Origin of the sequence: Bradyrhizobium sp. TM102 (assembly GCF_009176685.1) — a bacterium.
Classification (GTDB): domain Bacteria; phylum Pseudomonadota; class Alphaproteobacteria; order Rhizobiales; family Xanthobacteraceae; genus Bradyrhizobium; species Bradyrhizobium ottawaense.
The window spans coordinates 6,995,516-7,020,397 of sequence record NZ_AP021855.1 but is presented as its reverse complement, the minus strand read 5'-3'; the positions used below and the strand labels follow the sequence as shown (position 1 = coordinate 7,020,397).

32 protein-coding genes and 1 riboswitch are annotated in these 24,882 nt (G+C 65.5%); of the genes, 14 read left to right on the top strand and 18 right to left on the bottom strand.

Features of this window, described 5'->3' with window-relative positions:
• Positions 1-105 precede the first annotated feature (105 nt).
• Together GDN70_RS33180 and GDN70_RS33175 are read left to right on the top strand one after the other, a co-directional pair.
• Complete coding sequence (locus tag GDN70_RS33180; protein WP_008144861.1) at positions 106-309, top strand: tautomerase family protein; 204 nt, start codon at positions 106-108, stop codon at positions 307-309.
• Positions 310-496: 187 nt separating this feature from the next.
• On the top strand, positions 497-901 hold the full coding sequence (locus GDN70_RS33175; protein ID WP_028140161.1) for a thioesterase family protein: 405 nt from the start codon (positions 497-499) through the stop codon (positions 899-901).
• A gap of 121 nt (positions 902-1,022) precedes the next feature.
• Here the strand turns inward: GDN70_RS33175 and proC are convergent, their stop codons facing one another.
• Both proC and GDN70_RS33165 read right to left on the bottom strand, forming a co-directional pair.
• Positions 1,023-1,898, bottom strand: coding sequence for a pyrroline-5-carboxylate reductase (proC, locus tag GDN70_RS33170; RefSeq protein WP_049806500.1), 876 nt, complete (start codon positions 1,896-1,898; stop codon positions 1,023-1,025).
• 127 nt (positions 1,899-2,025) lie between these two features.
• Entirely contained in the window at positions 2,026-2,526 is a 501-nt protein-coding gene (locus tag GDN70_RS33165; protein ID WP_028140163.1) for a YbjN domain-containing protein, read from the bottom strand.
• A 411-nt stretch (positions 2,527-2,937) separates the two neighbouring features.
• Positions 2,938-3,098: riboswitch (FMN riboswitch) on the top strand.
• A gap of 75 nt (positions 3,099-3,173) precedes the next feature.
• Between GDN70_RS33165 and GDN70_RS33160 the strand changes: the two genes are divergently transcribed.
• Positions 3,174-3,734, top strand: coding sequence for a 6,7-dimethyl-8-ribityllumazine synthase (locus tag GDN70_RS33160; RefSeq protein WP_038971140.1), 561 nt, complete (start codon positions 3,174-3,176; stop codon positions 3,732-3,734).
• A 113-nt stretch (positions 3,735-3,847) separates the two neighbouring features.
• On the opposite strand, the gene GDN70_RS33150 is transcribed toward GDN70_RS33160, so the two are convergent.
• The 6 genes from GDN70_RS33150 to GDN70_RS33125 all read right to left on the bottom strand — a co-directional run bounded on the left by GDN70_RS33150 (position 3,848) and on the right by GDN70_RS33125 (position 9,288).
• Positions 3,848-4,801: a ribose-phosphate pyrophosphokinase gene (locus tag GDN70_RS33150; RefSeq protein WP_026202002.1), complete on the bottom strand. Its 954-nt coding sequence runs from the start codon at positions 4,799-4,801 to the stop codon at positions 3,848-3,850.
• Between the two features lie 191 nt (positions 4,802-4,992).
• Positions 4,993-5,607, bottom strand: a complete 615-nt coding sequence (locus GDN70_RS33145; protein ID WP_152103569.1) for a hypothetical protein — start codon at positions 5,605-5,607, stop codon at positions 4,993-4,995.
• A 186-nt stretch (positions 5,608-5,793) separates the two neighbouring features.
• Positions 5,794-6,561 (bottom strand): peptidoglycan editing factor PgeF, encoded by a 768-nt coding sequence (gene pgeF, locus GDN70_RS33140; protein WP_028140166.1) that lies wholly within the window; start codon positions 6,559-6,561, stop codon positions 5,794-5,796.
• Positions 6,558-7,676, bottom strand: coding sequence for a class I SAM-dependent methyltransferase (locus GDN70_RS33135; RefSeq protein ID WP_152103568.1), 1,119 nt, complete (start codon positions 7,674-7,676; stop codon positions 6,558-6,560). The genes pgeF and GDN70_RS33135 overlap by 4 nt, the downstream gene beginning before the upstream one ends.
• A gap of 20 nt (positions 7,677-7,696) precedes the next feature.
• Positions 7,697-8,542: a prolipoprotein diacylglyceryl transferase gene (gene lgt / locus GDN70_RS33130; RefSeq protein WP_038947460.1), complete on the bottom strand. Its 846-nt coding sequence runs from the start codon at positions 8,540-8,542 to the stop codon at positions 7,697-7,699.
• Positions 8,543-8,550: 8 nt separating this feature from the next.
• Positions 8,551-9,288 (bottom strand): dienelactone hydrolase family protein, encoded by a 738-nt coding sequence (locus GDN70_RS33125; RefSeq protein ID WP_038947459.1) that lies wholly within the window; start codon positions 9,286-9,288, stop codon positions 8,551-8,553.
• Between the two features lie 162 nt (positions 9,289-9,450).
• Between GDN70_RS33125 and GDN70_RS33120 the strand changes: the two genes are divergently transcribed.
• The 4 genes from GDN70_RS33120 to ychF all read left to right on the top strand — a co-directional run bounded on the left by GDN70_RS33120 (position 9,451) and on the right by ychF (position 12,452).
• Positions 9,451-9,711: an accessory factor UbiK family protein gene (locus GDN70_RS33120; protein ID WP_095424820.1), complete on the top strand. Its 261-nt coding sequence runs from the start codon at positions 9,451-9,453 to the stop codon at positions 9,709-9,711.
• Between the two features lie 263 nt (positions 9,712-9,974).
• On the top strand, positions 9,975-10,685 hold the full coding sequence (locus GDN70_RS33110; RefSeq protein WP_028140171.1) for a 50S ribosomal protein L25/general stress protein Ctc: 711 nt from the start codon (positions 9,975-9,977) through the stop codon (positions 10,683-10,685).
• A 58-nt stretch (positions 10,686-10,743) separates the two neighbouring features.
• Positions 10,744-11,349, top strand: a complete 606-nt coding sequence (pth, locus tag GDN70_RS33105) for an aminoacyl-tRNA hydrolase (RefSeq protein WP_028140172.1) — start codon at positions 10,744-10,746, stop codon at positions 11,347-11,349.
• Positions 11,350-11,354: 5 nt separating this feature from the next.
• The gene (gene ychF / locus GDN70_RS33100) at positions 11,355-12,452 is read left to right on the top strand and encodes a redox-regulated ATPase YchF (protein WP_028140173.1); all 1,098 of its coding nucleotides are present in this window, start codon (positions 11,355-11,357) and stop codon (positions 12,450-12,452) included.
• 148 nt (positions 12,453-12,600) lie between these two features.
• Here the strand turns inward: ychF and GDN70_RS33095 are convergent, their stop codons facing one another.
• Entirely contained in the window at positions 12,601-12,897 is a 297-nt protein-coding gene (locus GDN70_RS33095) for a DUF4282 domain-containing protein (protein ID WP_018318325.1), read from the bottom strand.
• A 168-nt stretch (positions 12,898-13,065) separates the two neighbouring features.
• Between GDN70_RS33095 and GDN70_RS33090 the strand changes: the two genes are divergently transcribed.
• The 3 genes from GDN70_RS33090 to GDN70_RS35325 all read left to right on the top strand — a co-directional run bounded on the left by GDN70_RS33090 (position 13,066) and on the right by GDN70_RS35325 (position 14,342).
• Positions 13,066-13,518: a MaoC family dehydratase gene (locus GDN70_RS33090; RefSeq protein ID WP_028140174.1), complete on the top strand. Its 453-nt coding sequence runs from the start codon at positions 13,066-13,068 to the stop codon at positions 13,516-13,518.
• Positions 13,518-13,997, top strand: coding sequence for a MaoC family dehydratase (locus GDN70_RS33085; RefSeq protein WP_038947457.1), 480 nt, complete (start codon positions 13,518-13,520; stop codon positions 13,995-13,997). The genes GDN70_RS33090 and GDN70_RS33085 overlap by 1 nt, the downstream gene beginning before the upstream one ends.
• 198 nt (positions 13,998-14,195) lie before the next feature.
• Positions 14,196-14,342 carry a hypothetical protein gene (locus tag GDN70_RS35325; RefSeq protein ID WP_028140176.1) on the top strand — a complete coding sequence of 49 codons (147 nt, stop codon included), beginning with the start codon at positions 14,196-14,198 and terminating at the stop codon, positions 14,340-14,342.
• 39 nt (positions 14,343-14,381) lie between these two features.
• On the opposite strand, the gene GDN70_RS35320 is transcribed toward GDN70_RS35325, so the two are convergent.
• The 5 genes from GDN70_RS35320 to GDN70_RS33065 form a co-directional block, all read right to left on the bottom strand.
• Positions 14,382-14,519 carry a hypothetical protein gene (locus GDN70_RS35320; protein ID WP_164936752.1) on the bottom strand — a complete coding sequence of 46 codons (138 nt, stop codon included), beginning with the start codon at positions 14,517-14,519 and terminating at the stop codon, positions 14,382-14,384.
• Positions 14,520-14,804: 285 nt separating this feature from the next.
• Positions 14,805-15,227, bottom strand: coding sequence for a hypothetical protein (locus tag GDN70_RS33080; RefSeq protein ID WP_152103567.1), 423 nt, complete (start codon positions 15,225-15,227; stop codon positions 14,805-14,807).
• Positions 15,228-15,554: 327 nt separating this feature from the next.
• Positions 15,555-16,472, bottom strand: a complete 918-nt coding sequence (locus tag GDN70_RS33075; protein ID WP_028140178.1) for a hypothetical protein — start codon at positions 16,470-16,472, stop codon at positions 15,555-15,557.
• 271 nt (positions 16,473-16,743) lie between these two features.
• Positions 16,744-17,184, bottom strand: a complete 441-nt coding sequence (locus GDN70_RS33070; protein ID WP_038947455.1) for a nuclear transport factor 2 family protein — start codon at positions 17,182-17,184, stop codon at positions 16,744-16,746.
• Between the two features lie 231 nt (positions 17,185-17,415).
• A complete protein-coding gene (locus tag GDN70_RS33065; RefSeq protein ID WP_095424822.1) occupies positions 17,416-17,862 on the bottom strand; it encodes a nuclear transport factor 2 family protein in 447 nt (148 codons plus the stop codon).
• Positions 17,863-18,155: 293 nt separating this feature from the next.
• On the opposite strand from GDN70_RS33065, the gene GDN70_RS33060 reads away from it, so the two are divergent.
• The gene (locus GDN70_RS33060; RefSeq protein WP_095424823.1) at positions 18,156-18,392 is read left to right on the top strand and encodes a hypothetical protein; all 237 of its coding nucleotides are present in this window, start codon (positions 18,156-18,158) and stop codon (positions 18,390-18,392) included.
• Positions 18,393-18,530: 138 nt separating this feature from the next.
• Entirely contained in the window at positions 18,531-18,917 is a 387-nt protein-coding gene (locus GDN70_RS33055; protein ID WP_038947454.1) for a hypothetical protein, read from the top strand.
• A 59-nt stretch (positions 18,918-18,976) separates the two neighbouring features.
• Here GDN70_RS33055 and uvrB read toward each other — a convergent pair whose 3' ends face one another.
• From uvrB to GDN70_RS33035, 4 genes are all read right to left on the bottom strand, one after another.
• Complete coding sequence (gene uvrB / locus GDN70_RS33050) at positions 18,977-21,952, bottom strand: excinuclease ABC subunit UvrB (RefSeq protein ID WP_152103565.1); 2,976 nt, start codon at positions 21,950-21,952, stop codon at positions 18,977-18,979.
• A gap of 92 nt (positions 21,953-22,044) precedes the next feature.
• Positions 22,045-22,275 (bottom strand): hypothetical protein, encoded by a 231-nt coding sequence (locus GDN70_RS33045; RefSeq protein ID WP_095424825.1) that lies wholly within the window; start codon positions 22,273-22,275, stop codon positions 22,045-22,047.
• A gap of 54 nt (positions 22,276-22,329) precedes the next feature.
• Positions 22,330-22,554 (bottom strand): hypothetical protein, encoded by a 225-nt coding sequence (locus tag GDN70_RS33040; RefSeq protein ID WP_018318312.1) that lies wholly within the window; start codon positions 22,552-22,554, stop codon positions 22,330-22,332.
• 102 nt (positions 22,555-22,656) lie between these two features.
• Positions 22,657-23,574, bottom strand: a complete 918-nt coding sequence (locus GDN70_RS33035) for a LysR substrate-binding domain-containing protein (protein ID WP_028140186.1) — start codon at positions 23,572-23,574, stop codon at positions 22,657-22,659.
• A gap of 274 nt (positions 23,575-23,848) precedes the next feature.
• Between GDN70_RS33035 and GDN70_RS33030 the strand changes: the two genes are divergently transcribed.
• Both GDN70_RS33030 and GDN70_RS33025 read left to right on the top strand, forming a co-directional pair.
• Positions 23,849-24,628, top strand: coding sequence for a sulfite exporter TauE/SafE family protein (locus tag GDN70_RS33030; protein ID WP_038971129.1), 780 nt, complete (start codon positions 23,849-23,851; stop codon positions 24,626-24,628).
• The gene (locus GDN70_RS33025) at positions 24,625-24,855 is read left to right on the top strand and encodes a hypothetical protein (protein WP_028140188.1); all 231 of its coding nucleotides are present in this window, start codon (positions 24,625-24,627) and stop codon (positions 24,853-24,855) included. Before GDN70_RS33030 ends, GDN70_RS33025 begins: the two co-directional genes overlap by 4 nt.
• Positions 24,856-24,882: the final 27 nt, after the last annotated feature.

Below are 24,882 nucleotides of genomic sequence, written 5' to 3'. Positions count from 1 at the left end.
CCGTCATGCCCGGGCTTGTCCCGGGCATCGACGTCTTGTTTGATGGATAAGCACGTGAATGGCCGGGACAAGCCCGGCCATGACGACAGCAACAGGGAGAAAACAATGCCTGAGATCACTGTCAGCATGGCCGAAGGCCGCACCGACGAGCAGAAGGCCGGCATGATGCGCGACATCACCCAGGCGTTGGTGAAGAATCTCGGCGTCGATGCCGATGCCGTCGTCATCCAGATCAACGAAGCCCCGCTCCGTCACAAGATGAAGGGCGGCAAGACCTTCGTGGAGCGCGCGGCGGCGGCGAAGAAATAGCCACTGGCGGTTCGGCATTCACCGCTGTCGTCCCGGACAAGCGTCAGCGCAGATCCGGGGCCCATAACCACAGGGAGCGGTTATCTGGCCAGCTGGTAACTCCGAATCTTCGCCAAACTCGATCCTGTGGTTATGGGTCCCGGATCAGCGCTCGCTTGCCCGGGACGACAGCGGAGTTTGAGGCACCATGGACGCACGCGATTTCATCAAGGTCGGCATGAATGCCGAGCGCACGCTGGTGGTCCCGGCGGAGCGCACGGTCGGGCATTTCGTGCCGGGCATGCCGTTTGTCTACGCGACGCCGATGATGATCCTGGAAATGGAGATGACCGCGGGCGATGCGATCCGCGCTGCGCTTCAGCCCGGCTGGGTCACTGTCGGCACCGAGGTCGACATCCGCCATCTCGCAGCCGCGCTCGTCGGCGCGACGGTGCGGACCACCGCGAAGGTCGTCGCCGTCGAACGCCGCGTCATCCGCTTCGAGGTCGAGGCGTCCGAGGGCACGCGCAAGCTCGGCGAGGGCCGCCACGCGCGCGGGCTCGTCAATGTCGAGATGTTCAACAGGCGGTTAGCCGCGGGCACGACGCCGTAGGGTGGATTAGCCCTGCGGACTACGCGAAGCGTAGACCGCTTGGCGTAATCCACCACGTCTGCGTCCTCGGAAATAGAAGAGGTGGGTTACGGCTTCGCCTAACCCACCCTACGGCACCTGCTTACTTCGCCAATTCCTTCGACCGCTTTGTCGCCGCCGCGATCGCGCGGATCATGAGATCGCGCAGACCCGGCTCGGCCATCAGCACACCGAGCGCGGCGGCCGTGGTGCCGCCGGGCGAGGTGACGTTCTGACGCAACGTGCTCGATGGCAGCTCCGACTGGTGCAGCAGCTCGCCGGAGCCGGCCACGGTCTCGCGCGCCAGCCTGGTCGCGAGCGACTCGGGCAATCCGGCCTCGACGCCGGCGCGGGCGAGCTCCTCGGCGAGCAGAAACACATAGGCCGGGCCGGAGCCGGAGACGGCGGTCACCGCGTCCATCAGGCTCTCGTCATCGACCCATTCGACTGAGCCGGTGGCGCGCAGCAGCGCATCGGCCACCGCGCGCTGCGCGGCGCTGACGTTCTTCGCGGCGACCGCAACGGTGATGCCGCGGCCGATCGCGGCCGGCGTGTTCGGCATCGCGCGCACCACGGCGCCGCCGCAGACCTCGGCAAGCGATGCGATCGTGGTTCCCGCCATGATCGAGACCACCGAGGTCTTGTCCGAGACGAACGATTTCAGCTTCGCGCCGGCCTCGCGGAACATCTGCGGTTTCACCGCGACGACCAGCGTCTCGACCGTGCCGACCGTTGTCACATCAGGATTGAGCGCGACGCCCTTGGCGGCAAGCGCGGTGATCTCGGGCGAGATGTGCGGATCGACCACCGCGACACGGCGCGGGTCGAGTCCGCCCGACAGCCATCCGGTCAGCATCGCGCCGCCCATCTTGCCGGCGCCGGCGAGGAGGATGGTGCCGGTGATGTTTTTGAGGGTGCTGCTATCTGCCACTGCGATCACCTTGCAAACGGTGTCGTCCCTGCGAACGCAGGGACCCATAACCACCGGCGGTTCTAGTGGATCGAGAGCAGAGCAACAAGCCGCGCGCCACAAGAGGCATCACGCGGTATGGGTCCCGGATCTTCGCTTCGCTTGTCCGGGACGACGGCGCAGCGCTGGGCGAGACTTACGCCTCTCCCACCGTGTCGAACATCGCCGCGTCCATCGCTTCGGTCGTGGTCTTGCCCGCCCACACCACGAACTGGAACGCCGGGAAATAGCGCTCGCAGGCGTGGATGGCGCCGGCGAGCATGGCCTCGCATTGCGCGGTCGAGGCGGTCAGGCCGCCGGGCAGCACCAGGGCCTGGCGGTGCATGACCATGCCGGTGTTGGTCCACAAATCGAAATGACCGACCCACAACTGCTCGTTCACGGCGGCGACGAGCCGCTGCACCTCGCCGCGGCGCGCAACCGGAATCTTCATGTCGAACGCGCAGGCCAGATGCAGCGCCTCGATCTCGCCCATCCAGGTGAAGGAGAGCTGGTAGTCGGTCCATTGTCCCTTGGAGACAATGGTGAGTTCGTCCTCGCCGGAGCGTTCGAACGGCCAGTTGTTGCTGGCAGCGATATCCTCGACCACCGCGAGCGGATGGCTTTTGGAATCGATAGTGCTTTCGAGCAGGGACATGCCGTCTCGACCTCTTGCCTTCTTGTTGTCCTTGATACGCACGCGGTCGGCCCGGCACGCTCCCTCAACGTCGCTGGTGCGATCCCTCGGATCAGCGCGGGCCTGTCGCGGATCAAGTGATGTGATTTGCGGAATCTGCGCAACGGGGTCCCGAGTCCGTCCACAAGTCAGGACTCGTTCGTCCACAGCTCATCTCCGCCACAATTCTTAACGGAGGGAAGTCCTCGATCCGGATGGATGAGAACAAACCGGAATCGGATTCCCGGGGGAGGGCGCCATTCGTTAATTCCGCCGCGCGAGGGCCGGGCCGCCATGACGGCATGGGACCATGCGCCTTCCCCATGCGGAACACGCTTGCTGCGGCCGCCGGCTGGCGTCATATTTCCAGCCAGGCCGTTCATCCCGGACGGCCGATGTTCTCAGGGCGGGGTGAAAGTCCCCACCGGCGGTAAGGGCCGAAAGGCCTAAGCCCGCGAGCGCCTTGCCTAAGGTCTTCTTGCCGAGGGGAAGGGTCAGCAGATTCGGTGCAACTCCGAAGCCGACGGTTAAAGTCCGGATGAAAGAGAACGGTCGGAGGCAGACGCATCGCAAGATGCGGCTGTTTGTCGTTCCGTGTGCCCTGATTCTGGTCCTTGAGAAGGAAAGCCATGAATCAGATGCTGCAAGACCCCAAAACCGAAACTTCCGAAGTCAGCCAACCGCCGGTTCCGCAAGACCCGGCGCCCGACCACCCGCGCTTTGCCAAACCGCAGCGGGTGGCCTTCGTGCAGGCCTGCTGGCACCGCGACGTGGTCGAGGAGGCGCGTATCGCCTTCATCAAGGAGGCCGAGGCGCGCCATCTCACCCATGTCGACGTGTTCGAGGTACCTGGCTCGTTCGAGATCCCGCTGCACGCGCAGGTCCTCGCCAAGACGCGGCGCTATACCGCCATCGTCGCGGCCGGCCTGGTCGTCGATGGTGGCATCTATCGCCACGAATTCGTCGCCGACACCGTGATCAAGGCGTTGATGGACGTGCAGCTGCGCACCGAAGTGCCGGTGTTCTCCGCGGTGCTGACGCCGCAGCAATTCCACGAGACCGAGGTGCACTACGACTTCTTCCGCAAGCATTTTGCGATCAAGGGCGTCGAGGTCGCGGCCGCTTGTGCAGAGACGTTGCTCGGCCTGGAGCGCCTGCGCGGCCAGGTCGCGGCGGGGATCGTGGGGTAGGCATGGTCATTCCGGGGCGCGCGAAGCGCGAGCCCGGAATCCATTGATCGACACGGATTGCTGCAAGATGGATTCCGGGTTCGGCGCTCTCGCGCCGCCCCGGAATGACGGTGTCAGTCGAACAGGCTCGACACCGACTCTTCCGCCGCCGTGCGCGCGATCGCGTCGGAGATCAGGCTGGCGATCGGCAGCGTGCGGATGTTCGGCGCCTTGGTCACCGCGTCCGTCGGCAGGATCGAATCGGTGATCACGAGCTCCTTCAGCCGCGAGCCCGCGATGCGGGCGGCCGCGCCGCCGGAGAGCACGCCGTGAGTGATGTAGGCGTAGACGTCCTTGGCACCCTTGGCGATCAGCGCGTCCGCCGCGTTCACCAGCGTGCCGCCGGAGTCCACGATGTCGTCGATCAGGATGCAGGTGTAGCCGGCGACGTCGCCGATCACGTTCATGACCTCGGATTCGCCCGCCCGTTCGCGGCGCTTGTCGACGATCGCGAGCGGGGTGTTGATGCGCTTGGCGAGGCCGCGCGCGCGGGCCACGCCGCCGACGTCGGGCGAGATCACCATGGTCTTGGAGAGGTCGAACCTCTCCTTGATGTCGCGCACCATCAGTGGCGCGGCGTAGAGGTTATCTGTCGGAATGTCGAAGAAGCCCTGGATCTGGCCGGCGTGCAGATCGAGCGTCATGACGCGGTCGACGCCGGCCTGCGTGATCAGGTTGGCGACCAGCTTGGCCGAGATCGGCGTGCGCGAACCCGACTTACGATCCTGCCGGGCGTAGCCGAAATAGGGCAGCACCGCCGTGATGCGGCGCGCCGAGGAGCGGCGCAGCGCGTCGGTGATGATCAGCAATTCCATCAGATGGTCGTTCGCCGGGAACGAGGTCGACTGGATGATGAAGGCATCCGAGCCGCGCACGTTCTCCTGGATCTCGACGAAGATCTCCATGTCGGCGAAGCGCCGCACCACCGCCTTGGTCAGCGGCAGGTCCAGGCCCTGCGCGATCGCCTGCGCGAGGGCCGGATTGGAGTTGCCGGCGACGAGCTTGATGGAGCCGTTTTTGGCCGACATGGACGCTTCCTCCCGCGCTTTGCTGGATACGACGTTCAACATCTCAGATCCCACTGGAAGCACGGTTACGACGGGCGAGGAAATATCAGGCCGGAGGCTGCAATGGCAACCCGGGATGCTACGTTTTCCCTTCGAAATCCTGAGTCGGGCCAACGGCTTGGCCGCAACTTGAGGCCGTGGTTTAGCGGGGGTTATCGGTCGGCGTAGCCGAGTGCCGTGGCCGGCATCTCCGCCACTGGGCCCTGCGGGATCACGCTCGCCACCGCCGGGCCCCGCAAGCCAGGAGCCGTGCCCGGGGCATCCGGCGTTCCGTTGATCATGTTGGAAAGTCCGCTGAATCCGGCCTGGGCGATCTTCCGCAGCACGAGGTCGTCAGCTGCTCCCCACGGATCGCGGCCGCCTTTGGCCGAGGTCGGTTCCTCGCCGGAGAGGCGCAGCGCCCGTTGCTGGTTGGCGTCGTAGACGTCCCAGACCCAGGCGATCACCGTCTTGCCGCGCACCACCTGGGCGGAGAGATAGCTGCGCACGCGGTAGGCGGCGGTCCCTTCGCGGGAGACGACGGACAGGCTGCGCAGCTTGGATTCGCTGTCGATCACGCCGACCATGCGGTCGAACACCTGCGGCGGCGGCCCGTCGATCGATTCGAAGGCGACCGTTGCCCCGGAGCCGGCGCTCGGCGCCATCGCATAGGAGTTGGCGGCCCCACCGCCGCCGGCGCAGCCGCCAAGCGCGGTCGCTGCCGCGAGCAGCGTGACCGCCAGCACGCGCGAACCCGCACGGCCCAGGATGAATGACGCGTCCCTCATTATGGAGGGCAGCGATATCGTTAAAATCGATTAAGGTCTAGGGCGGGAGCGACACAACACACGGTCATTCCGGGGCGGGCCACTTGGCGCGAGCCCGGAATCCATTTCGCCGCGTGAATGCTGCACGATGGATTCCGGGTTCTCGCTTCGCGAGGCCCGGAATGACACACAGTGTTGCCCTTGTGTTCACGCTTCCAGCGCGATCGCGTGGACGTGGCGGCCGTAATCCGGCTCCTTGCGATGCACCGAGCGGCGATAGCTGAAGAAGCGCTCGTCGGCGTAGGTGTCGACGCCGAGATCGTCGATCATCAGGATGCCGGCGGCCTCCAGCCGCTTGCGGATGAAGCCGGCGAGGTCGAACATCGCGTGGCCCTCGCGCACCGACGGGATGAAGAACATCGCGTTGTCGGCATCGGCCTCGATGAAGCGCGCCACGAACTCGTTGCCGACCTCGTAGCTGTCCTGTCGGATCAAGGGCCCGATCGCGGCGATGATGCCGCTGCGCGTCGCGCCGAGTTTTTCCATCGCTAGAATCGTCGCCTCCAGCACGCCCGTCAGCGCGCCCTTCCATCCCGCATGTGCGCCACCGATCACGCGCGCGTTGGGATCGACGAACAGCACCGGCCCGCAATCGGCTGTGGAGACGCCGAGCGCGATGCCGGGCGTGTTCGTCACCAGCGCATCGCCCTTCGGCCGCGGCCCGTTCGGCCACGGCGCTTCTGCGACGAGCACGTCGGGCGAATGGATCTGGTGCAGGCTGAGGAAGCGTTCCGGCGCAACGCCGACATGCTCGGCCATGCGGCGGCGGTTCTCCGCGACAAGGGCCTGATCGTCATTGGAGCCGAGGCCGCCGTTCAGCGCGGAGTAGATGCCGCTGGAGACGCCGCCTTCGCGGGTGAAGAACGAGTGGCGCAGGCCGGGCACAGCCGACAGCAGCGACGAAGCGAGCGTCATGAGGCTTCTCCGGCCTGTTCGAGATCGCTGAGGCCGGCAATGCCTGTCAACCGCGGCTCGGAGATGCCGAGCACCTTGAACATCGAGCCCATGCCGCTGCGCCCGGTATCCGTCAGCCGCTTGAGGGCGATCGAAATGTCGGTGGCGACCTCCGGCGTTGCCTTCTGCATCAAGGCGGCGGCCCTTGTGTCGATGCCGATCCGCTTGAGGAAGTCGCCTTGCGTCACCGGCCCGTGCACGCGCGCGCCGACATCTTCGGCCGCGCGCGCCAGCGCCTGGAAGTCGACATGAGCGGTGACGTCGGCCTGGCCCGGCGCCTTCAAGGGATCGGCGAAGGTGTGGCGCGCAATCGCCTGGAACGTGTCGCCGGCATCGCTGCGCAAATGGCCATAGTCGATGATCAGCGCCGCGCCGTCCTGGTCGCGGACGCGCGTGGCGAGCTTCATGATCTCGCCGTCGGGGCGCCATTCGAACACCGCGCCGACGGGTGCGGCGCGCACGAGCGGCGGCAGGAGCACGTCGAAGCGCGGCGTCGGCTCGGGCGCTGCGCCGAATTGAAGCTTGCCGTTGGGATCGATCTCGATGACGCGCTCGTGCCAGCCGTACTCGTGGCGGACCATCTGGTGGACCGGCAGCACGTCGAAATATTCGTTGGCGAGGATGATGCTCGGTCCCTCAGGCACGTCGTCGATGCTGTCGTGCCAGGCGATGTTGCGCACGCCCGACAGCGTCGCATTCTGCCGCTCGCGCAAGACGGGATTGACCTCGACCATGTGGATGTGAAGCGCCTGGTAGAGCGGCGGCAGCACGCGAAGGGCGCGCAACGCGTCCGCCATCATGGTGCCGCGGCCGGGGCCGAGCTCGATCAGCCGCAGGAACTGCGGCGAGCCCATCTGCTTCCACACCGAGGCGGTCCACAACCCCAGGAGCTCGCCGAACATCTGGCTGACTTCGGGTGAGGTTGTGAAGTCGCCCTCACGCCCGAGCGGATCGCGCGAGACGTAATAGCCATGGCGCGGATGCATCAGGCACAGTTCCATGTACCGCCAGACCGGCATGGGACCTGAGGACTTGATCAGCGCCTTGATCTCGTTGAGTAGCGGCTGTTCGGTCACGGCTATCTTCTCGAAATGAATTAACGAACGGCCCCTGCGGGCTTCGGCGCACCGCGCCGGACTGCCAATACAATAAGTATGCCGCCCACGATAAGCATCGGAATCGACAGCAGCATGCCCATGGTTAATCCGCCCCAGAGGAAACCGAGCTGGGCGTCCGGTTCGCGGAAGTGCTCGCCGGCGATCCGGGTCAGACCGTAGATCAGGATGAAGGCGCCGAGGATCATGCCCGGCCGCTTCAGCGCGCCGAGCCGGATCATCACCGCGAGCACGGTGAACAGCAGGATGCCTTCCATGCCGGCCTCGTAGAGCTGGCTCGGATGACGCGGCAGCTGCGTCGGATCGTTGGGAAAGATCATCGCCCAGGGCAGGCTCGCATCGGTGGCGCGGCCCCACAATTCGCCGTTGATGAAGTTGGCGATGCGCCCGAGCAGCAGCCCGACCGGGGCGACCGCGGTGGTGATGTCACCGAGCGACAGGATCGAGATGCCATTGCGAAAGGCGAACCACATCACCGCGACGACGCAGCCGAGGAAGCCGCCATGGAAGGACATGCCGCCCTCCCACAACCGGAAGATCGCGGCAGGATGATCGATGAAGAAGGGCAGATTGTAGAACAGCACGTAGCCGGTGCGGCCGCCGAGAATGATGCCGAGCGTGACCCAGAGGATGAAGTCGTCAATCTGCAGCAGCGACATCGGCGCGGGGCCGCCCCACAGGCGCTCCTTCTTCAGCAGCGAGCGCGCATAGAGCCAGCCGAACACGATGCCGCAGATATAGGCCAGCGCATACCAGCGGATCGCGAACGGGCCGATCTCGAGCGCAATCGGCTTGAAGGCGGGGAAGTCGATGAGAAGAAGCTGCATCTCGCCTTCTATATCTGGACGAGATTGCGGCGATAGAGCGCCAACAGGCGCTCCCAATGCCGCTCGGCGGCGTCGCGGTCATAGACCGGGCGCTTGGGGAAGGCGAAGCCGTGATGCGTGCCGGGATAGATCTCGACCTCGGCCTTGGCGCCGTTCATGGCTTCTTTGACCTTCTCGATAACCTCCGGCGGCGCGTAGACATCGGTCTCGGCGCAGGCGAAATAGAGCTCGGCCTTGGTCTTAGCCGCAGCCAGGTGCGGGCTGTCGGCCTGATCCGTTGCCAGCTGCACGCCGTAGACCGAGGCGGCCGCCTTGACGCTGTCAGGGAAATGCGTGGCGGCGTTGATGGCGTAGCGGCCGCTCATGCAGTAGCCAACGGTGCCGACCAGTCTGGTGTTCGCGGCCGCCTGGCCCTCGGCATAGGTGAGCAGCGCCCGGGTGTCGTCCATGATCATGGGGATGGTGAGCGACCCCATCAGCTGGAACATGCGCTTGCGCTCCGGCGCGTTCGGGTCGGCCGGAAGCGCGCCGAGCTCCATCACGCCGGAGCGATAATAGAGGTTCGGCAGCATCACGTAATAGCCCGAGGTCGCGAGCCGGCGCGCCATGTCGCGCAGCTCTTCGCGGATCGCCGGCGCGTCCATGTAGAACAGGATGACCGGAAACGGCCCGCCGCGTTCGGGATGGCTGATGAAGGTTGCGGTGTGGCCGTCCCTGGTGGGGATCGCGATCTGCTGGTCGATCATCTCATGCGCCTTGTGATTCTTCTTATGCAGGGACGATGAATACGATTGCAAGGAAACCGGGGCATGACAAGGATACCTCCGATCGGGCCTTGAACCGTTCCGCTCGGATTGCCATTGTCTTTTCGAGAGTTCGCGCAAAGTAGAGGCCGCCAGGAGACCGAAATGACCCAGACCAACAACCGGTTTTTCGACGAGATCGGCCGCCTGATGAACGATGCCGCCGGTGCCGCCCAGGGCGTCAAGCGCGAGTTCGACACGGTGCTGCGCACCCAGGCCGAAAAATTCCTGCGCGACATGGATCTGGTCAAGCGCGAGGAGTTCGAGGCGGTCAAGGACATGGCCCGCCTGGCCCGCGAGGAGAACGAGGCGCTGAAGGCGCGACTCGCGGCGGTGGAGGCCAAGCTCGGCGGGGCGCCGAGCTGAGGTCGTCATGCCCGGGCTTGTCCCGGGCATCCACGTCTAACCTGGTGCCCGGCAACACGTGGATGGCCGGACAAGCCCGGCCATGACGGTGTTCCCCGGGATACCGGCCGCACAAAAAATCCTCGCATTTCCTTGTCATTTCCGCATCTTCCGGGTAAAAGCCCGCCAGTTCGTGGCCCCCGCACCCCTGGAGGCTTGCTGCGAACGATGCCATGGGCCGCGCTGCGGCCCATTAACTTTTGCAAAAACAAGGACTTAACGACATGGCGACGACCGTCAAGGAATTGAAGGCGACCGCACGTCCGAAGAGCGGCAAGGGGGCCGCCCGGGCTGAGCGTCGCGCCGGGCGAGTGCCCGGAGTGATCTATGGCAACAACCAGCCCCCCGTCACGATCTCGATCGAAGATCGCGAACTGCGCCAGCGCATCCTCGCCGGCCGGTTCCTGACCACGCTGGTCGACATCGATCTCGAGGGCAAGAAGCACCGCGTGATTCCGCGTGACTACCACCTCGATCCGGTCAAGGACTTCCCGATCCATGTCGACTTCATGCGGCTCGGCGAAGGCGCCACCATCCGCATCAGCGTGCCCTTGCACGTGGTGAAGTCGGAAGCCTCCCCGGGCGTGAAGCGCGGCGGCACGGTCAACATCGTCGCCCATGCGATCGAGCTCGAATGCGGCGTCGAGAGCATTCCGCAGTACATCGAGGCCGATGTCGGCTCGCTGGAAATCGGTCACTCCTTGCATCTGTCGGACGTCAAGCTGCCGAACGGCGTGAAGGCGCTGACCCGCGAGGACGCAACCCTCGTCACCATCGTGCCGCCGTCCGGCTACGCCGAAGAGCAGAAGGCCGCGGCTGCGGCTGCAGCTCCTGGCGCTGCTGCGGCTGCTCCGGCGGCTGGCGCTGCGGCTCCGGCTGCTGCTGCACCTGCCGCGGCTGCCAAGGCTCCCGCCGGCGGCGACAAGAAGAAGTAATCTCTCAAAGCTGGCGCGCGGTCCCTGATCGCGCGCCGAGCGAGGGGCGCGCCGCGTCATGCGACTCTTTGTTGGGCTCGGCAATCCCGGCGCGAAATACGCACGTAACCGGCACAATATCGGCTTCATGGCCGTCGACGAGATCGCGCGGCGTCATGGTTTCGCACCATGGCGCCGTCGTTTTCAGGGCGAGACCTCGGAAGGCACGCTCGGCACCGAGCGCGTGATCCTGCTCAAGCCCACGACGTACATGAACGATTCCGGCCGCAGCGTTCAGGAGGCGGCGAGCTTCTTCAAGATCGCCATGGGCGACGTCACCGTGTTTCACGATGAACTCGAGCTGCCGCCGGGCAAGGTGCGGGTGAAGATCGGCGGCGGCATCGCCGGCCATAACGGCCTGCGCTCGATCTCGGCGCATATCGGCAACGACTATCGCCGGGTGCGACTCGGCATCGGTCATCCCGGCGTCAAGGAACTGGTGCACGGCCACGTGCTGTCGGACTTCGCCAAGGCCGACAACGACTGGGTGACGGCGCTGTGCGAAGCGGTGGCCGAGCACGCAGGCCTGGTCGCCAAGGGCACGGACGCGACCTTCGCCAACAGGGTGCATCTCGCCATGCAGGCGAAGGGATTTTTGACCAAGGACGAGAACGGCAAGGAATAACGCTCGTGGGATTTAAATGCGGAATCGTCGGATTGCCCAATGTCGGCAAGTCGACCTTGTTCAATGCGCTGACCGAGACGGCCGCGGCGCAGGCGGCGAACTATCCGTTCTGCACCATCGAGCCGAATGTCGGCGAGGTCGCGGTGCCCGATCCCAGGCTCGACAAGCTCGCGGCGATCGCCAAGTCCGGCCAGATCATCCCGACCCGGCTGACCTTTGTCGACATCGCCGGCCTCGTGCGCGGTGCGTCCAAGGGTGAAGGCCTCGGCAACCAGTTCCTCGCCAACATCCGCGAGGTCGATGCCATCGCGCATGTCGTGCGCTGCTTCGAAGATTCCGACATCACCCATGTCGAGGGCAAGATCGCCCCGCTCGCCGACATCGAGACCATCGAGACCGAGCTGATGCTCGCCGACCTCGACAGCCTCGAGAAGCGCGTCGACAACCTCACCAAGAAGGCCAAGGGCAACGACAAGGACGCCAAGGAGCAGCTCGACCTCGTCAACCGCACCCTGGTGCTGCTGCGTGAAGGCAAGCCCGCGCGCCTCGTCGAGCGCAAGGCGGAGGAGGAGCGCGCCTTCGGCATGCTCGGCCTGCTGTCGTCCAAGCCCGTGCTCTATGTCTGCAACGTCGAGGAAGGCTCGGCCGCGACAGGCAATTCGTTCTCCCAGGCGGTGCAGGAGCAGGCCGCCAAGGAAGGCGCGGTTGCCGTCGTCATCTCCGCCAAGATCGAATCCGAGATCGCCACCATTTCGCGTGAGGAACGCGCCGACTTCCTGGAAACGCTGGGCCTCGAAGAGGCCGGTCTCGATCGCCTGATCCGTGCCGGCTACACGCTGCTCGACCTCATCACCTATTTCACCGTGGGCCCGAAGGAAGCGCGCGCCTGGACCATCTACCGCGGCACCAAGGCGCCGGGCGCGGCCGGCGTGATCCATACCGATTTCGAGAAGGGCTTCATCCGCGCCGAGACGATCGCGTTCGAGGATTACGTCGCGCTGGGCGGCGAAGCCGGCGCGCGCGATGCCGGCAAGCTCCGCCTCGAAGGCAAGGAATACGTCGTCGCCGACGGCGACGTGATGCATTTCCGGTTCAATACGTAAGGCTGAATCTCGTGCCCCGGACGCAGCGCAACGCTTCTTCAGCGGTGCGCTGCAGAGCCGGGGCCCAGAAGCTTCGAATTGTGGATGCATGGGTCCCGGCTCTGCGTCGCGTCATTTCATGCCGCGCCGCGTCCGGGACACGAGAGCCTCACCGCATTCCGCTGCCCTGGTCGCGGATGGCGCCGAGATGCTCGTTGATGCGGAAGACGATCAGGATCAGCTCCGCGGCGATGCGCGAGAATACGATTCCGACGACGACGCTGGCGATCGACGACAGCAGCACCAGGAAGCCGCCGAAGGGACTGATCGCCATCGCAGCCAGGCCGGAGAAGATGCCGGAGAGGCCGAACAGGCAGATCAACGCGATCACCAGCCAATAGAAGGTCTTGATGATCGTCGGCGTGATGAAGCGGTCCCACTGAAACAGATCGCTGAATGAAAACATTGCTCTCCCCAGGGCATCGGGCCTTGGTAAAATGGATCTTGGCCCTCGGTTGATCCGACTCAAGACCAACGCCGCCACCCCGTATGTAGCACGAGCCATGCGGGCCGGCGGGTTGAGATTGCCGCAAAGTGCGGCCACAATCTGTCATTTCCGCTAGCCAATCCCAAGATGACCCTGACCTTCGAAGATTTCCCGCCCGGCCGGTTCGGAACATTCGGCCCGCGCCACGTCACCCGCGACGAGATTTTGGCCTTCGCGGCCGAGTTCGATCCGCAGCCGATGCATCTGGACGAGGAGGCTGCCAGCAAGAGCATGTTGCGTGGCCTGTCCGGCTCGGGCTGGCACCTCTGCTCGCTGATGATGCGGATGATGGCCGACGGTTTTATTACCCGCGCCGCGTCGCTGGGGTCTCCCGGCGTCGACGAGGTGCGTTGGCTCTCGCCGCTCCGGCCCGGCGACGATCTCATGCTCGACGTCGACGTGTTGGAGGCGCGCCCCTCGAAGAGCCGCCCCGAGCTCGGCATCGTCAAGTTCAAATGCACCGTGCGCAACGCCAAGGGTGAGCCGCTGGGCGAGATGACCTCGCCGATCCTGATCAAGCGGCGCGAGGGGGCGGTCTGATGCGGTTCTTCGACGACATCGAGATCGGCCAGCGCCGCGAGATCGGCACCTATACGTTCACGGCCGAGGCCATCAAGAATTTCGCCGCGAAGTTCGATCCGCAGCGTTTTCATCTCGACGAGGAGGAGGGCAAGAACTCGCTGTTCGGCGGGCTTGCCGCCTCGGGCTGGCATGTCGGCTCGGCCTGCATGAGCCTGCTTGTCGCCGACGGCCAGCGCCTGGCGCGCGAGGCCGTATCGCGCGGTGAGGAGGTTGCGGTGTGGGGACCTTCGCCGGGCTTTCGCGATCTGCGCTGGATCAGGCCGGTGCTCGCCGGCGACACCGTCGCCTACGTCAACGTCGTCACCGACAAGCGCACTTCGGCCTCGCGCCCGGGCTGGGGCATCCTGACCGCCCGCACCACCGGCACCAACCAGCGCGGCGAGGACGTCTATTCCATCACCGCCAGCGCCTTCGTGCCGATGCGGAAGAGCGGTTAGATCTGTTCCAAGATGAACGGGCAAATGAGTGCGCGAGTGTTGCCCGCGCGCTATGGACGCGATTCCGGGCGGCTGCCATAAGCCTGCGCAACATGGTTACCGCGAAGCAGTTTGGCGGAACCAGTGAGTTGCTAACTAATTATGAACCTGTCGCTGTCTAATTGAAACGAATTGGGCAGAGTACAGGGGACGAGGACCATGGCAGATCGCGGCGCACTCAAGCTTGTCGGATTTCTCTTCGCTACCGCGACGCTGGCAGTGATGTTGGTCGCCGGCATGGTGGTGAAGGGCTATGCCGATGGCGCCTACACCCTGGAAGCCTCGGCTGTCGACGCGAGCCGGTAAGAATCTGTTAAGTTCTCGGGGCCGGAAAACGGCCCCGCCTCAGCGGCTGTAGACGAACGCCAGCACCGCGATCGCAACCACCAGCAATCCGACAAAACGCAGCATGATCGTGCCGAGCTGATTGGGCGCGGGCCGCAGCGAGATCGGGTCCGTGTTGTCGGGCCGAATGCTTTCCATGAAGTAGATCCCCAAGCCCGGCCGTAGGCGGCACGGGCGCTTGGCATTGGTCGCCGGGAAGGCGCGGGGGGTTCAAATGTGCACTCTCGTGTCCCGGACGCGCTGCAGAGTGTAACGCTGCGGCGCAGAGCCGGGACCCATTGCGCCGCGCAATGAATCCTGACCATGGGTCCCGGCTCTGCGGCGCGTCACTGCGTGCCGCACCGCGTCCGGGGCACAGACCCCCCAGAATCAAAATCGCCGCGTTCCTTTCGGAACGCGGCGGTTCGGTGATGCTCAGTACGATCAGCTATTGCGCAGGCCGTCGGCGGCGCGCTTCCACTGCGCGACGTTGTCGGCGATCATGCGGGTCGACTTCATCGCGGCCTGGCTGAGCTGGGCGTAGCCGGAGATCTCGCGCTGGACGCGCTGGCCCTCGGCATGCAGCAGGTCACGCAGGCTCTCGAGCTCCGAAATCAGATTCTCGATCTCGGCGAGCGAGGTGCCGGCGACGCGCTGGATCAGCGAGTTGACGTTGGTGACGGTGGCCTCCGCGCTCGGATCGAGCGGGGCCGCATCCGTGGTCGTCGCCGCCGGACGGCGGAGATAGGCGATGTCGTTGCGGACGAAGTCGCGGATGCCGGCTTCGACTTCCGTAACTGCAGCGAGGTTGGTGTCGACCGTCTCGGTCTCGGCGGCTTCGGTCTTTTCCGGACGCATGGCGTTCATCGTTATTCCCCTGTTCGCGTTGAGCGCAGCGCGAGTGTCCCCCGCACGACGACGTCTGTGAGGCAGCCTGCATCTGGGCGCCGGAATTGGGCCGCAAATGGGCCGAGATGCGGCAAGGGCGGACCATTCGGGGGTTTTGCCGTGGCGTATGGTTACGAGAGTCTGAATGGCGGTAACCGCGTCGGAACCCATCCCCTCATGGTGAGGAGCACGCCCCTTCGCGCGCGTCTCGAACCATGCCGGCCCCGCTCTCGCAGCGCGGCCTCGATCCTTCGAGACGCTGCTTTTGAGCGCCCTCAGGATGAGGGCAAAGAGTAGAGGCTTGGCCTACCAGCTCTTCTTGAAACCCGCCGTCACGCTCTTGTTGATCGCGCCCTGCGAGGTCTCGCCGACTGAGCCGGAGACGGTGACGTTGTCGAACAGCTTTTGCTCGGCGCCGACCTTGCGCAGCCATTTGTCGTCCGTGGTCGACAGCGTCTGGCCGGCGGTGACGCTGGTGCCGGTGTCGGTGAGGGTGACCTTGGCGGACTGGTCGGTCTCGTAATTGCGGGTGATGTGGCCGCCGATGCCGGGGACCGCACTCGTGCCTTGCTGGTTGACGCTGTAGCCGTTCTGCAGCGTCAGCGAGGTGTCGCCGGACAGCGGCACCGATTTGGTCAGCGAGGCCCCGAGCTTGCTCTGTTCCGAGCCGGGATCGACGCGGGCTTCCACCGCGGTCTTGTCCCAGATGACTCCGGCGCCGGGCGCGGTCGCCGTCGCCCAGGCGCTGCCGGAGGATTGCGGCAGGTTGCCGCCATTGGTGGCCTTTTGCGCCAGCAGCTCGGACATCGTCCGCGGCTCGCTGGTCACCGTCATGTCGGCGCCGATCCGCGTATCCCAGAACGAGAACACGGACTGTTTCACCGTCACCGCCGAGGAGCCGTTCGCATTGGCATTCGACGACCAGTCGAGGCCGTCCTTGGCGGCGGCCTGGGCGCGCTTCTTGGCGGCGATCGGGTCGATGCCGGTGCCGGCGTCGACCGCGAGTTGACTCCAGTCGAGCTTGTCGACGTCGATGCCCTTGAGCACGTCGGGGTCGTTGACGTCGGGGGCCTCTGCCGTCTCGGTCTCGGCCTCGTCGGACGCGCCCGCGGGTGGGGAGAAGGGGGGAATGATCTGCGCCGAAACCGTCAGCACAGAGCCCAAGATGAACGCGGCCGCCAGCACCGGCAGCCTGGTCCAGCCACAACCTGTCGAGAATTCCATCGTCCTGCCCGCCAACCCCAGCGCATGCTGTCCGCCAATATAAGGCGGTCCTTGGTGATGACCATGCGCCATTCGGTCTGCTCGCATCAATGCGGATTTATCGTTGCGAAATTGTGGCAACTCGCGTGGGGACGCGAACCAACGGGCCGCGCGAGAGGCGCGCGCCCGACGACGAGCTTCCGGCACGACGGCATCCGGCGGGGCTGGAGGCCAGGACGTCGCGTCAGGCATTGTCATCGGTCCCGAACAGCGGGGCCCGTTGGCGTCCCCCTCAGCCGACGCTGGTCATCTTCGGCAGATGAATGGCGCGGCCGAGTGCCTGCTCGACCAGGTCGAAGGTGTCGATCAGGACGCGCATGCTGGTGAGCTTGCCCGCCCTGAACTGGGCGAACTGCGCGACCCGCAAGCTGATCGGCTTGTTGGAATCCAGTGCCGTCAGCGAATAGCGCAGCATCGAGGCGGCGGAATCGACGCCCAGCATGATGCTCTCGCGGTCGAAGCGGCGGACCTGGAAATTGTCGGCGAGCTGGCGGATGACGTCGAGCACGGCGTCCTTGCCCTGGCGCGCGCCGAGGAACGGAAACATGTCGATCGGGCCGTAGAGCGCCCATTCGACGTCCTCGTCGATCAGGGCCTCGATGTCCTCGAAATGCCGGTCGTTGATCGCGCGGTGCAACGCGCGCGAGAAACGCCAGAGGCTGTGCTCTGTCATTTTGGGCAGTCCTGATGCTGGCTTTGCGAAAGAAAAACGGAAAACGACCCCAGCGCAGTCAGGCGGTGGGGCTCAACTCATTTGTATACGAATAAAATACCCGATTTCGGCCAAAACGCAATTCACGTTTTCGCAATGCACAATTGATGGCGATCTGTGAGATTTGCAACAAAACCCCGTAATCTCCCGGGTCCCGGCGGATCGCGTGCGGGTTCCAGGGGAGGAGCAGGCTCAGTCCACCCGTGCACCCACGATCAGCGGCCCGATCTCGCGCTCCAGCACCTGCTGCACCAGATCGTAGGAATCGATGATCTCGCGGATCTCCGCCACCAGCCCGCCGCGGAAGGTGTAGAACACGGCCATGTCGAACTGCACGATGCGGTCGTTGCTACGTTTCCTGAAATAGGCCTGCATGTAGGTCGCGACCGCCTCGCCTTCGGCCAGGATGTGCGGTGCCTTGTAGCGGATTTCCGAATAGCGCGACCAGACCGTCTGCCAGAGCTCGCGCAGCTCTTGCTTGCCGTGGCGCGGCACCATGTGCGGCAGCACGTCGATCGGCGCATGAGTGAGGAAGTCGACGTCGTCGGTGCAGCACGCCAGCGCGGCCTCGATATCGCCGCGCGCGAAGGCGTCGAGCAGATGAAGCACGCGTTGCCTGTTCAGCTTCTCAACCGTCATGCTGCTCCTGCCCTCACTGGCCGTGCTTTGCAAACGCTATCGTGCGGCTCGCGGGTCCATCAATCCGCAAAATCACAGAGTGATTGCAGGGTATGACGCGCGAGCACAATGCCCGGTTCATGGGGTGCAATTGCGGGTTGCGTGCGTTTCCGCATGCAAGAATTCGCTCGGCGCTTTGCGTCCTGCGTGACGCCGCGGGCACATCGCGGTCGCCTCCTGCCATGGCGGGCGCTGGAACCCGGACCCATCGGCGCCCGTTGAGACGCCGATACCGCATCCGGAGACATCGATCCATGAAAGCCCCGCTTTTCGCCATCGCCGCCGCCCTTCTGATGCTTGGCGCGACCTCCGCCGCCAACGCCAAGGGCTGCATCAAGGGCGCCGTCGTCGGCGGCGTCGCCGGTCACTACGCCGGCCACCACGGCGTCCTCGGCGCCGCCGCCGGCTGCCTCTACGGCAGGCATCACGCCAAGGAACAGGACAAGCAGCGGCAGCAGCAGGGTCAGGTGAACGGCCAGGGCAAGCTGTAGGGGCGACCTCGATCCGCAGCGGCAGTCTGCTTCCTCTCCGCGCAAGCGGGCGAGGTGAGGAAGGGCGCGTGATCCATCTCACATCACCCCGTTCCCGATGCGCCTAACGTCATCGGCATGTCATCAGGGAGACGTGCCATGGCTGCCCTCGCCACCGTCAGAAAGTCCCGCCTGCACAACGCGCTCGAAGGCCTCGCGCTGACCACGATCCTGCAGAGCTTCCCGACCTTCGCCGCTGCCGCCTTCCTGCTCAAGCTCTGCGGCAACCACGATCTCGTCGGCGACCCCGGCGTCGCCATCTTCGTCGCCATCGCCTCGCTCGCCCACGCCATGCTCGCCGTGACCCTCGGCCCGAGCTTCCCGCACCTGTTCAAGACCGTCTACGAACCAAAGTTCTTCGAGGCCCATCTGTCGCTGTCCGACAAGATCACGGCCTGGCGCACCCAGCCCGTCGCCTCGCTGCAGTTGGTGACCATCGTGCTGCTGCTGTCGGTGATGGCCGTGGTGACGGCGAGTGTGGGGTGAGGGGAACGCCGAGCGAGTCTCGCTTGCCGACGATCAACCCCTGCCGCAGTGTCGGACAATCACCTCTTCTTCCACCCACCCCGCCGCCCGGGCATCCCGCCCGTCGACTTCGGCGCCGGCCCAAACTCCGGTCCCGACTGCCGCGAGTCCGTCGGCTGAATAATCCGGCTCTCGCCGCCGAATGGCTTTGCCGGCAGCGCGCGGTTCTCGCGATAGGGCAGCGATTCCGGGCCGTGCATCTCGTCGAGATGCGGCTTGTGGACCTTCGAACCGCTACCGCCGCCGCTGGCTTTCAGCGCGGAGCCCACGGTCTTCTTCTTCATGGCGCTGACCGGTAAATTCGCGGCGTCGCCGTACTTCTTGCTGCCGGCATAGGCGCCGGCCTTGCCCTGCACAGTGCGTTGCTTGGCGGTGGGATCGTCCACCACGGCGAGCTCGGTGGCGCGCAGCCGTTTGACCTCGTCGCGCAGGCGCGCGGCTTCCTCGAAGTTCAGATCGGCTGCGGCCTCGCGCATCCGCGTTTCCAGGTCGCCGAGCACGGCTTCGAAGTTGTGGCCGATCGAGATGACGTCGTCGGTCATGTCGTGGCCGCCGACCTCGATCAGCACGTGGTCGCGCTCGTAGACGGAGTTGAGGATGTCGCCGATCTGCTTCTTCACGCTCTCCGGCGTGATGCCGTTGGCGGTGTTGTATTCGACCTGCTTCTCGCGGCGGCGGTTGGTCTCGGCGATGGCGCGCTCCATCGAGCCCGTCATCTGGTCGGCGTAGAGGATCACCTTGCCATCGACGTTGCGCGCGGCGCGGCCGATGGTCTGGATCAGCGAGGTCTCGCTGCGCAAAAAGCCTTCCTTGTCGGCATCCAGAATCGCGACCAGCGCGCATTCGGGAATGTCGAGGCCTTCGCGCAAGAGGTTGATGCCGACCAGCGCGTCGAACGCGCCGAGACGCAAGTCGCGGATGATCTCGATGCGCTCGATGGTGTCGATGTCGGAATGCATGTAGCGGACGCGGATGCCCTGCTCGTGCAGATATTCGGTGAGGTCCTCCGCCATGCGTTTGGTCAGCACGGTGATCAGCGAGCGATAGCCGGCCTGCGCGGTGGCGCGGACCTCGCCGACGAGGTCGTCGACCTGGGTGCGGGCCGGGCGAATGTCGACGGGCGGATCAATCAGCCCCGTGGGGCGGATGACCTGCTCGACGAACACGCCGCCGCTCTCGTTCAGCTCCCAGCCGCTCGGCGTCGCCGACACCGCGACGGTCTGCGGCCGCATCATGTCCCACTCCTCGAAGCGCAGCGGGCGGTTGTCCATGCAGGACGGCAGGCGGAAGCCGTATTCGGCCAGCGTCGCCTTGCGGCGGAAGTCGCCTTTGAACATGGCGCCAATTTGCGGCACGGTGACGTGGCTCTCGTCGGCGAACACCAGCGCGTTGTCGGGGACGTATTCGAACAGCGTCGGCGGCGGCTCGCCGGGGCGGCGTCCGGTGAGGTAGCGCGAATAGTTCTCGATGCCGGCGCAGCTTCCGGTCGCCTCCATCATCTCGAGGTCGAAAGTGGTGCGCTGCTCCAGCCGCTGCGCTTCCAACAGGCGCCCCTGGTCGTGGAGCTGGTCGAGCCGCTGCTTCAGCTCGGACTTGATCGACTTGATCGCCTGCACCAGCGTCGGGCGCGGCGTCACATAGTGCGAGTTGGCGTACATCTTGATGAATTCGAGCTCGTCCTGCTTGTGGCCGGTGAGCGGATCGAACTCCTCGATGGTCTCGATGGTGTCTCCGAACAGGTTCACGCGCCAGGCACGGTCCTCGTAGTGCGCCGGGAAGATGTCGATGACGTCGCCGCGCACGCGAAAGGTGCCGCGGGTGAAATCGGCCTGGGTGCGCTTGTATTGCAAGGCGACGAGGTCGGCGATGAGCTGGCGCTGGTCGATGCGCTCGCCCTTCTTCAGCGCGAAAGTCATCGCGGTATAGGTCTCGACCGAGCCGATACCGTAGATGCAGGACACCGAGGCGACGATGATGACGTCATCGCGTTCGAGCAGCGCGCGCGTCGCCGAGTGGCGCATGCGGTCGATCTGCTCGTTGATCGAGGAGTCCTTCTCGATATAGGTGTCGGTGCGCGGGACGTAGGCTTCCGGCTGGTAATAGTCGTAATAGGAGACGAAATACTCCACCGCGTTGTCGGGGAAGAAGTTCTTGAACTCGCCATAGAGCTGGGCGGCGAGCGTCTTGTTCGGCGCCAGGATCAGCGCGGGGCGCTGCGTCTTCTCGATCACCTGCGCCATCGTGTAGGTCTTGCCCGAGCCGGTGACGCCGAGCAGCACTTGGGTGCGGTCGTTGCGCTGGACGCCTTCGACCAGCTCGGCGATCGCGGTCGGCTGGTCGCCCTTGGGCTGGTATTCCGATTTGATCTCGAAGCGCACGCCGCCTTCGGACTTCTCCGGACGTGGCGGCCGGTGCGGCGTCCATACCTTGGTGGAGCCGTCGTTCTTGCGGAACTCCGGCCGGCCCTCGCGGATCAGCGACTCCAGCGCCTCCGCGGTCGCCTTGACGCCGAGCGCCTCCATCTTGTTGCGCGGCGGACGCGCCAGCGCCTCGGCATCGTCCTCCTCGGTGGGCAGGCCGAGCTGCCGCGCCAGTTCCGGATCGAGCGTCGGGATCGTGGCCGCGGTTCCGTAATTGGCCTGCGGCGCTTCTTCCAGCCCACCAACCTCGGTGGATTGCCGGGCGCCCGGCGGCTGCGGGTTGGGCCGCAGCGGCATCGGCCGCGCACTATCCTGCGGAAACTGCTTTTGAAGGTCTTTGGGCGTCGAGGCCCGCGCGCGATGGGCCGCGGCCTCGCCGCCCCAGCGGCGGTCGCGGGAATTGTCCGGCGGCGGCTGCAGGCCGGTGCCCGAGCCAAGTCCGGCGTCGCCGCGATTGATCGCGGGATTGAGCAGCTCGGCCAGGGCCGGCCCGATCGGCTGCACGTCGGGCCGATGTGCCTTGGAGTTCGGAGCTTTGGATTTAGGGGATTTTGGGGGAGCAGGTTTCTTCGCCATGAGCCGAATATGGGATGAGTCCGCCTCCCGATAAAGGGTGAATGACCGTCCTCATGCAGCCTGCTGACAGCAGGTTGGCAGCAGCCTCGGCCCTACGCGGTCGGCAGCGGACCCTCGTCGTCCTCGCCCGCCTGATGCGGCTTGAGGATGTCGAGATGGATGCCGCCGCAATCGGTGCAGCGCATGGTCCAGTACTCGCGTCCTGCGCGGCCGCCGATGACGCGGAGCACCGTGAGATCGCCGTCGCATTCCGGGCAGTTGGACAGCACATTGCGGGCATAAATTCTCGGCCGCGGCGCGTCTTCGATTTCGATGACTGACATGACCCGGTTCCCCCCTTTATGCTGTTGCCCTGGTTCGCTTGCCGTCCGGCTCGCTTATTCGTCGTCGCTGTCGGCCCGCCGGCGGAAGCGGTCGATGTGGTGCTTGGCGTCGGCGATCGCGGCGTTCTGATCGGGCCAGGCGAAACCGACTTCCATCGCCGGAAACAGCACGCCGTCGATGGCGACGGGGCTGAGATCGGCGCGGCGGATGCGGGCGTGCCAGAGGCCTTTGCCAGCCTCGAAGGATTCAATGTCAAAGCCGTCGTAGAGGGTCGTCATTCTTGTCGGTCCCACGTTTCTTTTCGGAGGGTCAGGGGACCACGTTTGCGGATTCCGGAATGTGAAGCCGTTCACAAGCGGCAGGCTTTTTTGCCTCGGGCGTCAGTTCCGCGCGGCGACACGGCCCGTCCGCTTGACCGGGCGGGCGGCGGGTTCCGAGGCCGCGCGCATGATCCAGCGGCGGAACGCGGCAAAGTCGCGGTGCTCGGTTTGAAAGCTGCGATAGAGCAGGTACCAGCGCATGCCCTTGGGCACCGAGAGGTCGAACGGGGCGACCAGCCGGCCGGCGGCGAGGTCGTCGTCGATATAGGGGCGGATGCCCATGGCGATGCCGAGCCCGTCGGCGGCGGCCTGCAGCGCCTGCCCATAAAACTGGAACTCCGGCCCGCGCGGATTGATGCGGGTGAGGTTCGCGGCTTTCAGCCAGATCGGCCAGTCCTCCGGCGAATGTTCGACACGGATCAGGCTCGGTCCCTTCAGGTCGGCCGGGCGCTTCAGGCCGCTCGCGAGGCGGGGCACGCAGACGGGCGTGAGATCGCCGGCGAACAGGGGCTCGGCGACGAGACCAGGCCAGTCGCCGGTGCCGAGCTTGATGCCGCAGCTCCAGTCCTCGCCGAACGGTACCGACGCGCCGCCGGTGGTGAAGCGCACCTCGATGTCGGGCTCTTCGCTGCGAAACTCCGACAGGCGCGGGATCAGCCAGCGCATCGCAAAGGTGTGGCCGACGCCGATCGTGAGCACGCGGACGCTTGCCGGCGCCGTCACCTGAGCGGTGAGGCTGGCGAGCGCGTCGAAGATCGGCGTCAGCCCGCTCTGATAGGCGCGGCCGGCCTGCGTCAGCACCAGGCGATTGGCCTTGCGCTCGAACAGCGCTACGCCGAGCCGCTCTTCCAGCAGATGCACCATGCGGCTGACGGCGGCCGCCGATACGCTGAGCTCGAGCCCGGCGGCGGCAAAGCTGCCGGTCCGCGCCGCCGCCTCGAATGCCTTGATGCCGTTGAGAAACAGCAGACGCCGCAAAGGCAGGACCCTTATGCAAGACCCTCAGGAAAACTGATGCCAGGCCAAGATAACTCAGTTTGCGCGGAAGGGGCAAGCGAGGCACGTTCCCTTCGCCGCTCCCCGCTTGCGGGGGGAGGCCGACGCGCAAAGCGCGGCGGGTGAGGGGGAGTCTCCGCGGGGCAGCGTGACTGCGGAAGCGGTCCCTCACCCCCCTCTCCCCGTAGGAACGGGGCGAGGGAGTGAAGCAGCCTGCGTGCCCTGCTCAACGGCCCCACCACCGGAGATTCCCCACGTGACGCCCATCATGATCGCTGCCCTCGGATTGCTGATGGTCGCCACCGCGTTCCTGTCGGGACTGTTCGGCATGGCGGGCGGGCTGATCCTGATCGGCGTGCTCTTGGCACTGATGCCGCTGCCGACCGCGATGGTGCTGCATGCGATCACGCAGATGGCCTCGAACGGCTGGCGCGCGCTTCTATGGCGCGCGCATATCCGCTGGCGGCCGGTCGCGAACTATATGGTCGGCGCTGCCGTCGCGCTCGCGGCCTGGTCGATCACGCGCTACGTGCCGGACAAGCCGATGGCCCTGCTGCTGCTCGGCATCACCCCGTTCATGGCGCGGCTGTTGCCGTCGAACATCAAGCCGGACCCCGATCGTCTCTGGCAGGGCACCGTCTATGGCACGATCTGCATGGGCTTGATGCTGATGACCGGTGTGTCGGGTCCGCTGCTCGACACCTTCTTCCTCGGCGGCGATTTCGGCCGGCGCGAGAAGGTCGCGACCAAGGCGATGTGCCAGCTCGTCAGCCATTTCACCAAGCTCGTCTATTTCGGCGGCATCATCGACCAGGCGGCGAGCCTCGATCCCGTGCTCGCCGGCGTCGCCATCCTTGCCTCGATGCTCGGCACCACACTGGCGCGGCGCATCCTCGAAGCCATGACCGACCAGCAGTTCGTGGCCTGGTCGAACAAGCTGATCACCACGATTGCCTGCTACTACATCGCCTATGGCTGCTGGCTCATGGTGCGCACACCGGTGCTGGCCGCCTTCGACAAGGGAGGTTTGCAATGAGCTGTAGCGCCGATCCGCTGGTGCTGGACTTCGTCGAATGGGTCGCGCGCGAGCCGCGCGCCTATGCCGAGGTGATCGCGACCTGGAAAACCTCGTGCCCGCGCCTCACCATCTGGGAAGACGCCGCCGATCGGGGCTACGTCGCGCGCGAGACCATTGCAGGCCTTGGCCTCGTCATCGCGGTGACGGAAGGTGGCGAAAGGTTCTTGCGCGCCAACGGGCGGTGAGCGCGTCGCTTTCGACGGCTCTCGCCG

What these genes read in the sequence shown, in the direction of transcription:
- GDN70_RS33180 (WP_008144861.1), top strand. Translation starts at nt 106, where the DNA reads ATGCCTGAGATCACTGTCAGCATGGCCGAAGGCCGCACCGACGAGCAG.
- GDN70_RS33175 (WP_028140161.1), top strand. Translation starts at nt 497, where the DNA reads ATGGACGCACGCGATTTCATCAAGGTCGGCATGAATGCCGAGCGCACG.
- proC (WP_049806500.1), bottom strand. Translation starts at nt 1,898, where the DNA reads ATGGGTCCCTGCGTTCGCAGGGACGACACCGTTTGCAAGGTGATCGCA.
- GDN70_RS33165 (WP_028140163.1), bottom strand. Translation starts at nt 2,526, where the DNA reads ATGTCCCTGCTCGAAAGCACTATCGATTCCAAAAGCCATCCGCTCGCG.
- GDN70_RS33160 (WP_038971140.1), top strand. Translation starts at nt 3,174, where the DNA reads ATGAATCAGATGCTGCAAGACCCCAAAACCGAAACTTCCGAAGTCAGC.
- GDN70_RS33150 (WP_026202002.1), bottom strand. Translation starts at nt 4,801, where the DNA reads ATGTCGGCCAAAAACGGCTCCATCAAGCTCGTCGCCGGCAACTCCAAT.
- GDN70_RS33145 (WP_152103569.1), bottom strand. Translation starts at nt 5,607, where the DNA reads ATGAGGGACGCGTCATTCATCCTGGGCCGTGCGGGTTCGCGCGTGCTG.
- pgeF (WP_028140166.1), bottom strand. Translation starts at nt 6,561, where the DNA reads ATGACGCTCGCTTCGTCGCTGCTGTCGGCTGTGCCCGGCCTGCGCCAC.
- lgt (WP_038947460.1), bottom strand. Translation starts at nt 8,542, where the DNA reads ATGCAGCTTCTTCTCATCGACTTCCCCGCCTTCAAGCCGATTGCGCTC.
- GDN70_RS33125 (WP_038947459.1), bottom strand. Translation starts at nt 9,288, where the DNA reads ATGATCGACCAGCAGATCGCGATCCCCACCAGGGACGGCCACACCGCA.
- GDN70_RS33120 (WP_095424820.1), top strand. Translation starts at nt 9,451, where the DNA reads ATGACCCAGACCAACAACCGGTTTTTCGACGAGATCGGCCGCCTGATG.
- GDN70_RS33110 (WP_028140171.1), top strand. Translation starts at nt 9,975, where the DNA reads ATGGCGACGACCGTCAAGGAATTGAAGGCGACCGCACGTCCGAAGAGC.
- pth (WP_028140172.1), top strand. Translation starts at nt 10,744, where the DNA reads ATGCGACTCTTTGTTGGGCTCGGCAATCCCGGCGCGAAATACGCACGT.
- GDN70_RS33095 (WP_018318325.1), bottom strand. Translation starts at nt 12,897, where the DNA reads ATGTTTTCATTCAGCGATCTGTTTCAGTGGGACCGCTTCATCACGCCG.
- GDN70_RS33090 (WP_028140174.1), top strand. Translation starts at nt 13,066, where the DNA reads ATGACCCTGACCTTCGAAGATTTCCCGCCCGGCCGGTTCGGAACATTC.
- GDN70_RS33085 (WP_038947457.1), top strand. Translation starts at nt 13,518, where the DNA reads ATGCGGTTCTTCGACGACATCGAGATCGGCCAGCGCCGCGAGATCGGC.
- GDN70_RS35325 (WP_028140176.1), top strand. Translation starts at nt 14,196, where the DNA reads ATGGCAGATCGCGGCGCACTCAAGCTTGTCGGATTTCTCTTCGCTACC.
- GDN70_RS35320 (WP_164936752.1), bottom strand. Translation starts at nt 14,519, where the DNA reads ATGGAAAGCATTCGGCCCGACAACACGGACCCGATCTCGCTGCGGCCC.
- GDN70_RS33080 (WP_152103567.1), bottom strand. Translation starts at nt 15,227, where the DNA reads ATGAACGCCATGCGTCCGGAAAAGACCGAAGCCGCCGAGACCGAGACG.
- GDN70_RS33075 (WP_028140178.1), bottom strand. Translation starts at nt 16,472, where the DNA reads ATGGAATTCTCGACAGGTTGTGGCTGGACCAGGCTGCCGGTGCTGGCG.
- GDN70_RS33070 (WP_038947455.1), bottom strand. Translation starts at nt 17,184, where the DNA reads ATGACAGAGCACAGCCTCTGGCGTTTCTCGCGCGCGTTGCACCGCGCG.
- GDN70_RS33065 (WP_095424822.1), bottom strand. Translation starts at nt 17,862, where the DNA reads ATGACGGTTGAGAAGCTGAACAGGCAACGCGTGCTTCATCTGCTCGAC.
- GDN70_RS33060 (WP_095424823.1), top strand. Translation starts at nt 18,156, where the DNA reads ATGAAAGCCCCGCTTTTCGCCATCGCCGCCGCCCTTCTGATGCTTGGC.
- GDN70_RS33055 (WP_038947454.1), top strand. Translation starts at nt 18,531, where the DNA reads ATGGCTGCCCTCGCCACCGTCAGAAAGTCCCGCCTGCACAACGCGCTC.
- uvrB (WP_152103565.1), bottom strand. Translation starts at nt 21,952, where the DNA reads ATGGCGAAGAAACCTGCTCCCCCAAAATCCCCTAAATCCAAAGCTCCG.
- GDN70_RS33045 (WP_095424825.1), bottom strand. Translation starts at nt 22,275, where the DNA reads ATGTCAGTCATCGAAATCGAAGACGCGCCGCGGCCGAGAATTTATGCC.
- GDN70_RS33040 (WP_018318312.1), bottom strand. Translation starts at nt 22,554, where the DNA reads ATGACGACCCTCTACGACGGCTTTGACATTGAATCCTTCGAGGCTGGC.
- GDN70_RS33025 (WP_028140188.1), top strand. Translation starts at nt 24,625, where the DNA reads ATGAGCTGTAGCGCCGATCCGCTGGTGCTGGACTTCGTCGAATGGGTC.